This window comes from Geodermatophilus sp. SYSU D00779 (assembly GCF_054050595.1).
Genome location: NZ_JBJGZQ010000014.1, coordinates 1 through 10,789 on the forward strand (window position 1 = coordinate 1; position 10,789 = coordinate 10,789).

Here is a 10,789-nt window from a genome sequence, read left to right on the forward strand (position 1 = left end):
GGAGCGCGGACGCGCGCTCCCGCACCCGGGGGGTCACAGCTTGCCGACGACGAAGTCGATGCAGGCGGTCAGCGCGCTGACGTCGTCCGGCTCGACGGAGGGGAACATGCCCACCCGCAGCTGGTTGCGGCCCAGCTTGCGGTAGGGCTCGACGTCCACGACGCCGTTGGCGCGCAGCACCTTCGCCACCTCGGCGGCGTCGACCGACTCGTCGAAGTCGACGGTGCCGACGACCCAGGAGCGCTGGTCGCGGTCGGCCACGAACGGCGTCGCGAACTGCGACTGCTCGGCCCAGCCGTAGAGCCGGTTCGAGGAGTCCTGGGTGCGCGCGACGGCGCCGGAGAGCCCGCCCAGGGACAGCAGCCAGCGGATCTGGTCGGCCAGCAGGAACAGCGTGGCGACGGCGGGGGTGTTGTAGGTCTGGTCCTTGGCCGAGTTGTCGACGGCGATGGACAGGTCCAGGAAGCCGGGGACCCAGCGGCCCGACGCCTTGATCTCGGCGATGCGGTCGAGGGCGTCGCGCGACATGAGCGCCACCCACAGCCCGCCGTCCCCACCGAAGTTCTTCTGCGGGGCGAAGTAGTAGACGTCGGTCTGCGTGACGTCGACCGGCAGCCCGCCGGCGGCGCTGGTGGCGTCGATGAGCACGAGCGCGTCGTCGGTGCCGTGCGGCCGCTGCACCGGGGCCATGACGCCGGTCGAGGTCTCGTTGTGCGCCCACGCGTAGACGTCGACGCCGTCGGTGGCGGTCGGCAGGGCCAGCGAACCGGGCTCGGCCTTGGCGATGACCGGGTCGGCGAGGAAGGGCGCCTCGGCCACGCCGGAGGCGAACTTGCTGGAGAACTCGCCGTAGGTGCCGTGGGCGCTGCGCTCGCGGATCAGCCCGATGATCGCGGCGTCCCAGAACGCCGTCGTCCCGCCGTTGCCGAGGACGACCTCGTAGCCGTCGGGCAGGTCGAACAGCTCGGTCAGCCCCTCGCGCACCTGGCGGACCAGGCCCTTGACCGGCGCCTGGCGGTGGGAGGTCCCCATGAGGGTGGCGCCGCTGCCGGCCAGCGCCTCGAGGGCCTCGGGACGCACCTTCGACGGACCGCAGCCGAAGCGGCCGTCGGAGGGCAGGAGGTCGGCGGGGATGGTGATGCTCATCCGTGGGGACTGCCTCTCGGTAAGGACCCCGTCCTCCCACCCTTCGCAGGCTCGGGGCGGGACCGGGGACGGGGCCGCGGCTAGGCCGGCTGGTCGATGGGCTTGACCTTGATGGTGTCGAAGCCCTCGACCTCCTCGGGCTTGCGCGGGGCCGGGCCGACGTAGCGGGCCGACGGGCGCACGAGGCGGCCGGTGTTCTTCTGCTCGAGGATGTGCGCGCACCAGCCGGCGGTGCGGGCACAGGTGAACATCGAGGTGAACATGTGGCTGGGCACCTCGGCGAAGTCCAGCACGATCGCCGCCCAGAACTCCACGTTGGTCTCGATCGGGCGGTCGGGACGCCGCTCGCGCAGCTCCTTGAGGGCGGCCTGCTCGAGGGCCAGCGCGGCCTCGAAGCGCGGGGCGCCGAGTTCCTTGGCGGCCTTGCGCAGCGTCCGGGCGCGCGGGTCCTCGGCGCGGTAGACCCGGTGGCCGAAGCCCATGAGCCGCTCGTGCCGGTCGAGGAGGTCCTTGACGTACTTCTCCGCGTCCCCGGTCTGCTCGACGCCGTCCAGCATGTGCAGCACCCGGGAGGGAGCACCGCCGTGCAGCGGGCCGGACATCGCGCCGATGGCGCCGGACAGCGAGGCGGCGACGTCGGCGCCGGTGGAGGCGATCACGCGGGCGGTGAAGGTGGAGGCGTTCATGCCGTGCTCGGCGGCCGACGTCCAGTACGCGTCGACGGCGGCGACGTGGCGCGGGTCGGGCTCGCCGCGCCAGCGGACCATGAAGCGCTCCACGATGGTGGAGGCCTCGTCGATGCGCTTCTGCGGGACGGCCGGGATGCCGATGCCGCGGGCGGACTGGGCGACGTAGGACAGCGCCATGACCGCCGCCCGGGCGAGCTCCTCGCGGGCCTCCTCGGCGGAGATGTCCAGCAGCGGCTTGTAGCCCCAGATCGGGGTCAGCATGGCCAGCGCGGCCTGGACGTCGACGCGGACGTCGCCGGTGTGCACGGGGATGGGGAAGGGCTCGGCCGGCGGCAGGCCCGGACCGAACTTGCCGTCGACCAGCAGCGCCCAGACGTTGCCGAAGGTGACCTTGCCGACCAGGTCCTCGATGTCGACGCCCCGGTACCGGAGGGAGCCGCCGTCCTTGTCCGGTTCGGCGATCTCCGTCTCGAAGGCGATCACGCCCTCCAGGCCGGGTACGAAGTCGTCGGCCATCTCGCATGCTCCTCTGCGCGCGGGACTCGTGCCCGCACGGGAGGCGGCGCACGACTGCGGTTGCGACCCTAGGCCGTGCCGACGGCCCCGGGACACCCGGGGCGCAGTGGACGGCGCTCCCTCCCGCGGGATCTGCACGGCGGTGGTCACCGGGCGCTCGACGACCGCCACTGTGCGGATCTCGCGGGGACAGCGGGTGACAGCATGGAGGCCGTGCCCGACCTCTCCCGCATGCGCAGGGACTACGAGACCCGGGGCCTGCGCGAGGACGACCTCGCCCCCACCTGGGTCGAGCAGTTCGACCGCTGGTTCGCCGACGCCGTCGCCGCCGAGCTGCCCGAGCCCAACGCCGTGGTGGTCGCCACCGCGGACGCCGACGGCGCCCCCGACGCGCGCATCGTGCTGCTGAAGGGCTACGACGAGGCCGGCTTCGTCTTCGTCACCAGCTACGCCTCGACCAAGGGCGCCCAGCTGGCGGTGAACCCGCGCGCGGCCCTGGTGTTCCCCTGGCACGCGCTGCAGCGGCAGGTGCGCGTGACCGGCCGGGTCGAGCGGGTGGGCGACGCCGCCAGCGACGACCTGTGGGACCCGCGCCCCCGCGGCGCGCAGCTGGCCGCCGCCGCGTCGATCCAGTCGACGACGGTCGACTCCCGCAAGGAGCTGGTCGAGCGGCTGCGCCGGCTGGACGCCGAGACCGCGGGCGAGAAGCTGCCGCGGCCCGGGATCTGGGGCGGCTACCGGGTGGTGCCCGACTCCGTCGAGTTCTGGCAGGGCGGGGCCGACCGGCTGCACGACCGGCTGCGCTTCGTCCGCGACGACGAGGAGGGTGGCGGCTGGGTCGTCCAGCGGCTGGCCCCGTGAGCGGACGGGAGCGTGAGCAGCGCCGGCGAGCGAGCAGCGGAGCGTTCCGCGGGAGCGGACGGGTGACGTGGTGAGCGGTCCCGCGGACCCGCCGGGTCAGGCGCCGTACCCGGTCGACCCCATCGAGGGCGGCGGTCCGGTCGAGGAACCGGTACCGGTGCCACCCCGGCAGCGCCGCGCCTGGGCGATCGACACCACCCCGCTGCGCAACCCGCACTACCGGCGGCTGTTCTGGGGCGTGGCGGCCACGATGCTCGGCCAGCAGATGACGCTGGTCGCCGTCCCGTACCAGGTCTACGCGCTCACCGGCTCCTCCCTGCTGGTCGGCGTCACCTCGGTGGTGGCCCTGGTGCCGCTGATCGTCTTCGGCCTGCTCGGCGGCGCGATCGCCGACTCGATGGACCGCCGGCGGCTGATGCTGGTCACCGGCGTCGGCTCGGCGGTCACCAGCGCGCTGCTGGCGGTGCAGGCGCTGCTCCCCGGCGGCGGGAACCTGGCGCTGCTGTGGGCGCTCACCGCCTGCGTCTCCGGGTTCACGGCGGTCAACCAGCCCACCCGCAGCGCCGTCATCCCCGCGCTCGTCGGCGCCGAGGGCGTGCCGGCGGCGAACGCCCTGGCGATGACGGTGCGCCAGGTCGGGGTCATCGCGGGCCCGCTGCTGGCCGGGCTGCTCATCGCCGTCGGCAGCCTGCCGGTCACCTACGCCGTCGACGCGCTCGGCTTCCTGGTCGCCGTCCTGCTGCTGCGCGGGTTGCCGCCGCTGCCCCCGGGACGGGACGCCGGGCCGCTGCGGCTGGGCGCCGCCGTGCGGGGCGTGGCCGAGGGCTTCACCTTCCTGCGCACCCAGCCGGTGCTGCTGATGACCTTCGTCGTCGACGTCGTCGCGATGCTCTTCGCCTGGCCGCAGGCGGTCTTCCCGGAGCTGTCGGAGGGCCGCTACGCCGACTCGCCGAACAGCCTGGGCTGGCTGTTCGCCGGCATCTCCATCGGCGCGCTGCTCATGGGGCTGACGTCGGGGTGGGTGTCGCGGGTGGACCGGCAGGGCGCGGTCGTCCTCGTCGCGATCGTCGTGTGGGGCATCGCGATCATCGGCTTCGGGTTCGCCTCGACGCTGTGGCTGGCCGTGCTCTGCCTCGCGGTGGCGGGCGCCGGTGACATGGTCAGCGCGGTGCTGCGCTCGTCGATGCTGCAGCTGGCCGCGCCGGAGGGGATGCGCGGGCGCATGCAGGGCGTGTTCCTCGTCGTCGTCGCCGGCGGGCCCCGGCTGGGGGACCTGCGGGCCGGCGCGATCGCGAGCGCCGCGGGGGTCACCGCGGCGATGGTGTCCGGCGGTGTGGTGGTCGTCGTCGCGATGGTGGTCGTGGCGCTGGTCGTGCCCTCGTTCTGGCTCTTCCGCGCCTCCCGCTCGGCCCAGCCCTCGGCCCTCGGCTGAGGGGGCCCGCAGGGGCCGGGTGAGCAGTTGCGGCTGCCGCCCACTGCGCGTCCTCGCGCGTCGCCGACCGCGACCGCTCACCCGGCCAGCGGCCTCAGGCCAGGGCGTGCGCGACCACCCTGAGGTCGGCGACGAGGGCTTCGTAGGCGGCCTCGCGGGCCTCGTCCGGCGTGCGCAGGATCGCCGAGGGGTGCGTGGTGGCCAGCATCCAGGTCTGGTGCGGCGCGTCCTCGTCGTCGTCCGCGGGGCGTTCGTCGCCGGCCTCGGCGCGGGCCACGCCCGGCGGGGTCCACGGGAGCAGCTGGCCGCGGTCCTTGGTGATCCGGAAGGACGGCGAGATCAGCGCCTTGGCCGCCGTGGCGCCCAGGCAGACGACCACCTCCGGCTGCAGGACGGCGAACTCCGCCTCCAGCCACGGCCGGCAGGCCCGCAGGTGCTCGGGCCCGGGGGTCTGGTGGATCCGCCGCTTGCCCTTCTGCGTGAACCGGAAGTGCTTGACCGCGTTGGTGACGTAGGCGTCGCGGCGGTCGATGCCGGCGTCACCCAGCGCCCGGTCGAGCAGCCGGCCGGCCGGGCCGACGAACGGCTCGCCCTTGCGGTCCTCCTGGTCGCCGGGCTGCTCGCCCACGAAGACGATGCGGGCGGTCTCCGGCCCCTCGCCGAACACGGTCTGGGTGGTGCCCTGCCACAGCTCGCACGCCCTGCACCCGGCGGCCGCCGTGCGCAGCCCCTCCAGCCCGACCCCGGTCGGCGGCTGCGCCGGCACGTTCTCCTGGCTCATGGGCCGATGACACCCCACCAGGCGTCCCGGCGCGAGAGCAGCCGACCGATACGTTGGCCTGGCAACGGAGGGTGACAGGGGGAACGCGTGCTGGAGTTCGACGGTCTGCACAAGAGCTACGGCGCCAACCGGGTGCTCGACGGGGTCTCGTTCGCGGTCGCCCCGGGCTCGATGTTCGGCTTCTGCGGCTCCAACGGCGCCGGGAAGACGACGACGATGCGCATCGCGATGGGGCTGGTCCGCGCCGACGCCGGCGAGGTGCGCTGGCAGGGCCGGCCGCTGGACCAGGCGCTGCGCCGCCGGATCGGGTACATGCCGGAGGAGCGCGGCCTCTACCCGAAGATGCGGGTCGGCGAGCAGCTGGCCTACTTCGCCCGGCTGCACGGGCTGGACGGCGCGGCCGCCGCCCGCGCCGCGGAGCACTGGGCCGACCGGCTGGGCCTCGCGGAGCGCCGCCGTTCCCGGGTGGAGGAGCTGTCGTTGGGCAACCAGCAGCGGGTGCAGCTGGCCGCGGCCCTGGTCAGCCGGCCCGAGGTGCTCATCCTCGACGAGCCGTTCTCCGGCCTGGACCCGGTGGGCGTCGACGCGCTGGCCGAGGCGTTGCTCGAGCAGGTGCGCGGCGGCGTCCCGGTCGTCTTCTCCAGCCACCAGCTCGACCTGGTCGAGCGGCTCTGCGACTCCGTGGGCATCCTGGCCCGCGGGTCGATGGTGGCCGCCGGGCCGGTTCCCGAGCTGCGCCGCCGTGAGTCCGGCCGGCTGCTGCGGGTCGTCGTCCCGGACGCGCCGCCGGGGTGGGCGGCCGCGCTGCCCGGCGTGCGGGTGGAGTCCGAGCTGGCCGGCGACACCCTGCTGCAGCTCGCGCCGGGCGCCGACGACCAGGCGGTGCTGGCCGCGGCGCTGCGCACCGGCCGGGTCGCGCACTTCGCCTGGCGCGAGCCGAGCCTGGTCGAGCTGTTCCGCGAGGCGGTCGCCGAGCCGGCCGGGGAGGTCGCCGCGTGACGTCGTCCGGGCCCCGCACGCCGGGCAGCGCCGAGCTGGTCCGGGTGGTCGCGGCGCGGGAGGTCTCCAGCCGCATCCGCGACAAGAACTTCGTCATCAGCTCGGTGGTCATCCTCCTGCTGCTGCTGGGCACGATGGCCTTCCAGGTGGTGGTCAGCAGCGGGGAGGGGACCAGCCGCGTCGCCGTCGTCGCGGACGACGGCCGGATCGGACCCGCGGTCGAGGCGCAGGGCGGGGCGGTCGGCGTGGACGTCGAGGTCGTCGACGTCCCCGACGCGGCCGCGGCGCGCGACGCCGTCGAGGCCGAGGAGGTCGACGCGGCCCTGGTCGACGGGACCGGGCCGGCCCCCGAGCTGCTGCTCGTCGACCGGGACCCCGCGCTGGAGGCGGTCGTCGGCGGCGCGGTCAGCGGGCTGGCCGTCTCCGACCGGCTGCTCGAGGCCGGCGTCGACCTGCAGTCCCTGCCGGAGGTGGCGGTGACCCCGGTCGGCGACGAGGGGGAGGACGACGGCCAGCGGGTGGTCGTGGCGATCATGGGCGTCGTCGTCCTCTACGGCCTGCTGATCCTGTTCGGGCAGTTCGTCGCCCAGGGCGTGGTGGAGGAGAAGGCCAGCCGGGTGGTGGAGCTGCTGCTCGCGACCATGCGGCCGTGGCAGCTGCTGGCCGGCAAGATCCTCGGGCTCGGCCTGCTGGGGCTGGGGCAGATCGTCGTCATCGGCGCGGTGGGGGTGACCGGCGCGCTGGTGTTCGACCTGGTCGACGTCCCGGGGGAGCTGATCGGGACCGTGGCCACCGTCGTCGCCTGGTTCGTGCTCGGCTACGCGTTCTACGCCTGCGTCTTCGCCGTGGCGGCGTCGCTGGTCAGCCGGCAGGAGGACCTCGGCAGCGTGCTCGTCCCGGCGTCGATGCTCCTGGTGGTCGGGTTCTTCGTGGCGGTCCAGGCGGCCGGCGACCCCGGCGGCACGCTGGCCACGGTCACCTCCTTCGTGCCCGGCCTCTCCCCGCTGGTCATGCCGGTGCGCCAGGCGGCCGGGGAGGCAGCGGGCTGGGAGGTGGCGCTGGCCGTCGTCCTCATGCTCGGAGCCGTCGGCCTGGCCGTCCGCCTCGGCGGGCGGGTCTACGCCGGCGCCCTGCTGCGCACCAGCGGCCGGACGAAGGTGTGCGAGGCGCTGCGGGCCGAGCGCGCCTGACGGCGGCGGGATCGGCGGACTCGGCCGGATCCGGGCGCGCAGCCGTGCGAGATCGCCGATCTCGCCGCGGAGCAGGCGGCGCAACCGGGCCGCGGCAGCGGCTGACTCCTGCCGGGTGACCTGCACTTCCTCCGACGGGTGAGACCGCCCGGCCGGGGGAGGACGGGGCGCCCGGGCCTCGCCATGATCGCCGCATGCGGGAGGACCTCGACGGGCGCCTCCGGAGGCTGCGCGCCTGCCGGGACGCCGACACCGTCATCGAGCTGGGCTGCGACCTGGCCGACGCCGGACGTCCCCAGGACGCCGAGCGCTGCTTCCGCCGGGCCGCCGAGCTGGGGGACGCGCTCGGCTGGTTCAACCTGGGCAACTCGCTGGCCGCGCGCGGCCAGGTCGAGGAGGCCGTCGACGCCTACGAGAAGGCGCTGGCCGGCGGCGAGCGCGACGCCTGGGTGAACCTCGGGCTGGTGCTCGAGCAGCTCGGCGACCTGGCCGGCGCGATGCGCGCCTACCGGGGCGCCGGCGCCGCCGGGGACACCCAGGGCGGCCTGCAGCTGGCGTTCCTGCTGCACGAGCAGGGCGAGCACGAGCAGGCCATCGCCGTGGCGGCCGAGCTCGCCGCCTCGGGGGACGACGTCGCCGCCGCGGTGGTCGCCTGCTGGCGGTGGGCCGCCTCGCACGACGTCGCGCTGGAGGTCGACCTGCGCAGCGGGGCCGACCGCTTCCCCGGCGCGCGGGTGGCGCTGGCCGCACTGCTGCGGGTCACCGGCCGGGTGGCGGAGGCCCGCTTCACCCTCGAGCGCGGCGCCAAGCTCGGCGAGGTCCAGGCGTGGCTGCCGCTGGGCAACTTCTACGTCGAGGACCTGGCCGACGTGGAGGCGGCCGAGGAGGCCTACCGCGCGGGCATCGCCGCCGGCGACGGCTACTGCCACCACAACCTGGCCGTGCTGCTCGCCGACCGCGGCGACCTCGACGGCGCGGTGGAGCACTTCCGGCTCGGCGCCGCGGACGGCGACGACCTCGCCGCGCAGGCGCTGCGCGAGCTCGGCGGCTGACGAGGGACCCCGTCCTCCCGACCGCTCGCAGGCTCGCGGTGGCCTCGGGACGGGGCCGGCGGCCCGGCAGGAAGGCCGCTGATCCCCCTGCTACTGGTCGACGGTGACGTCGGCGAAGGGCACCCACGGCTCGACGTACGGGAAGACGACGAACAGCAGCAGCGCGCTGACCGCCGCCACGAGCACCAGTGCGAGCAGCGCCCGCACCGCCGTCCCGCCGGGCAGGTGGCGCCAGATCCAGGAGTACACGGTCGCTCCTCACACTCCCCGGAGGGCCGGGGGCCCGTCGGGTGCCTCGGCGCGGCTCAGCGGGGGGCCGTCGAGCACGGCGTGCACGACCAGGCGCTGGCGCGCGGAGTACTCGGGGTGGCAGGTGGTCAGGGTCAGGTAGGCGCCCGTCGGCGGGCCGTCGGCCGGGCCGTTGGGGGTCGGCGCGATGACCGACACGTCCGAGGGGGAGACGACCTGCTGGCCGGGCACCTGCTCGGCCGGGCCGAGGACCCGGTAGACGAACCAGCTGTCGGCGGTCTCGACGACGACCGGGTCACCCTCGCGCAGCTCGTCGATCTCCAGGAACGGCGACCCGCGGCCCACCCGGTGCCCGGCGACGGCGAAGTTGCCCAGCTCCCCGGGCATCGCGGTGCCGGTGTAGTGGCCCGGCCCCTGCTCGAGCTCCTCGGTGCCGGTGCCCTCGACGATCGCCCGGGCGTAGTCGGCACCCAGCCGCGGGATGTGCAGCATCGCGAACGCCTCGCCGCCCTGCAGCTCGGCCGGGACGGCGGCCGTCGGCGTCGACCACTCCTCGTGCAGCTCCGCGGTCAGCTCGTCCTGGCGGGCGTTGCTCAGCAGGTCGGTCACCCACAGCTCGTAGACGACGAACAGCAGCAGCACGTAGCCGACCGTGAGCAGCAGCTGCCCGGTGCCGCGGGCCGCGGTGCGCAGGGCGTCCGCCCGGGTCCTCGACACGGCGACCGATGCTAGGTCGGCCGCCGCCCCCGGCCGGGAGCGCCGCGCGGCAGCACCCCAGCAGCCCCTCCCGTCCCAGCGGACGGCGGTCTCAGCCCTGCTGGCGCAGCCCCTCCAGCGGGCCGCGGTAGACCCCCGCCGGCGGACCGGTCACCCCCGGCCGGGCGGTGAACAGCCGGCCGGCGTCGGGCTGGGCGGCTCGCGCGTCGTCGTCCAGCCCCTCGGCCGAGGTGCTCACCACCAGCAGGTCGCGCGCGGGTCCGGCGAACGCGCAGCTCGACGTCTGGGCCACCCCGGGCACCTCGACGACGGCGAGCAGCTCGCCCTCCGGCGACCAGCGGCGCACCTGCCCGCCACCCCACAGCGCGGTCCAGAGGCAGCCCTCGTCGTCGACGGTGAGCCCGTCGGCGACACCGTCGTCGGGGTCGAACTCCAGGAGCACCCGGCCGTCGGTGAACGCACCCGTGTCGACGTCGTACCGGAAGGCGTGCACCAGGCCGGGGCCGGAGTCGGCGAGGTAGACGGTGCGGCCGTCCGGTGACCAGTCGATGCCGTTCGACACCGTCAGCTCGTCCAGCACGGTGGTGACGGTGCCGTCGAGGTCCAGCCGGTACAGCGTCCCGGCACCGGGGCGCTGGTCGAAGGCCATCGTCCCGGCGAGGAAGCGGCCGGCCGGGTCGCAGGCCGCGTCGTTCATGCGCGTGCCGCCGTCGGCCTCGGTGCCGCCCTCGCCGGTCAGCGTGACCAGCACGCGGGCGGTGCCGTCGCCCGCGAGGTGGGTGAAGCCGCCGTCCGCGGCGAGCAGCCACCCGCCGTCCGCCGCCGGGACGACGGCGCCGACGGTGCCCCCGCCGCGGTGCACCCCGGTCTCGGTGAACGTGCCCTCGGCGTCGACCGCGGCCCGGCGCACCAGCCCGCCGGAGATGTCGACCCACAGCAGTTCACCGCGGCCGGCGTCCCAGGTCGGTCCCTCGCCGTGCTGGGCGGGGGACAGGCCGGGGACGGGTGAGGCGGTGAGTCGCTGCACCCCTGCATCGTCCCGGCGCGGCGGGCCCGGTGCGCGCCGAGCGCCGCCCTCCCGCGGTGACCACGGGCTCCTCACCGCCGGACACGCCGTGGCCCGGAGCCTCGCCCTGCGACGACCTGATGACCACCGG

General features: G+C 75.4%; 11 protein-coding genes. 5 read left to right on the forward strand and 6 right to left on the reverse strand.

Annotation, left to right across the window (positions count from 1 at the left end; genetic code table 11):
• Window positions 1-33 precede the first annotated feature (33 nt).
• Together serC and ACI79G_RS12710 are read right to left on the reverse strand one after the other, a co-directional pair.
• Window positions 34-1,146: a phosphoserine transaminase gene (serC, locus tag ACI79G_RS12705; protein WP_456881494.1), complete on the reverse strand. Its 1,113-nt coding sequence runs from the start codon at window positions 1,144-1,146 to the stop codon at window positions 34-36.
• Window positions 1,147-1,226: 80 nt separating this feature from the next.
• The gene (locus ACI79G_RS12710) at window positions 1,227-2,351 is read right to left on the reverse strand and encodes a citrate synthase 2 (protein WP_456881495.1); all 1,125 of its coding nucleotides are present in this window, start codon (window positions 2,349-2,351) and stop codon (window positions 1,227-1,229) included.
• Window positions 2,352-2,555: 204 nt separating this feature from the next.
• Here ACI79G_RS12710 and pdxH point away from each other — a divergent pair, with 204 nt between their 5' ends.
• Window positions 2,556-3,212: a pyridoxamine 5'-phosphate oxidase gene (gene pdxH, locus ACI79G_RS12715; RefSeq protein WP_456881496.1), complete on the forward strand. Its 657-nt coding sequence runs from the start codon at window positions 2,556-2,558 to the stop codon at window positions 3,210-3,212.
• Window positions 3,213-3,282: 70 nt separating this feature from the next.
• The gene (locus tag ACI79G_RS12720) at window positions 3,283-4,644 is read left to right on the forward strand and encodes an MFS transporter (RefSeq protein ID WP_456881497.1); all 1,362 of its coding nucleotides are present in this window, start codon (window positions 3,283-3,285) and stop codon (window positions 4,642-4,644) included.
• 94 nt (window positions 4,645-4,738) lie between these two features.
• Here the strand turns inward: ACI79G_RS12720 and ACI79G_RS12725 are convergent, their stop codons facing one another.
• Window positions 4,739-5,425, reverse strand: coding sequence for a UdgX family uracil-DNA binding protein (locus ACI79G_RS12725; protein WP_456881498.1), 687 nt, complete (start codon window positions 5,423-5,425; stop codon window positions 4,739-4,741).
• 87 nt (window positions 5,426-5,512) lie between these two features.
• Here ACI79G_RS12725 and ACI79G_RS12730 point away from each other — a divergent pair, with 87 nt between their 5' ends.
• The 3 genes from ACI79G_RS12730 (at window position 5,513) to ACI79G_RS12740 (ending at window position 8,666) form a co-directional block, all read left to right on the forward strand.
• Entirely contained in the window at window positions 5,513-6,424 is a 912-nt protein-coding gene (locus tag ACI79G_RS12730; RefSeq protein ID WP_456881499.1) for an ABC transporter ATP-binding protein, read from the forward strand.
• On the forward strand, window positions 6,421-7,614 hold the full coding sequence (locus ACI79G_RS12735; protein ID WP_456881500.1) for an ABC transporter permease: 1,194 nt from the start codon (window positions 6,421-6,423) through the stop codon (window positions 7,612-7,614). The genes ACI79G_RS12730 and ACI79G_RS12735 overlap by 4 nt, the downstream gene beginning before the upstream one ends.
• 194 nt (window positions 7,615-7,808) lie before the next feature.
• Window positions 7,809-8,666, forward strand: a complete 858-nt coding sequence (locus ACI79G_RS12740) for a tetratricopeptide repeat protein (protein ID WP_456881501.1) — start codon at window positions 7,809-7,811, stop codon at window positions 8,664-8,666.
• 90 nt (window positions 8,667-8,756) lie between these two features.
• Here ACI79G_RS12740 and ACI79G_RS12745 read toward each other — a convergent pair whose 3' ends face one another.
• From ACI79G_RS12745 to ACI79G_RS12755, 3 genes are all read right to left on the reverse strand, one after another.
• A complete protein-coding gene (locus ACI79G_RS12745) occupies window positions 8,757-8,915 on the reverse strand; it encodes a hypothetical protein (protein ID WP_456881502.1) in 159 nt (52 codons plus the stop codon).
• Window positions 8,916-8,924: 9 nt separating this feature from the next.
• Window positions 8,925-9,632: a class E sortase gene (locus ACI79G_RS12750; RefSeq protein ID WP_456881503.1), complete on the reverse strand. Its 708-nt coding sequence runs from the start codon at window positions 9,630-9,632 to the stop codon at window positions 8,925-8,927.
• 91 nt (window positions 9,633-9,723) lie between these two features.
• The gene (locus ACI79G_RS12755) at window positions 9,724-10,659 is read right to left on the reverse strand and encodes an SMP-30/gluconolactonase/LRE family protein (RefSeq protein WP_456881504.1); all 936 of its coding nucleotides are present in this window, start codon (window positions 10,657-10,659) and stop codon (window positions 9,724-9,726) included.
• Between the last annotated feature and the right edge of the window lie 130 nt (window positions 10,660-10,789).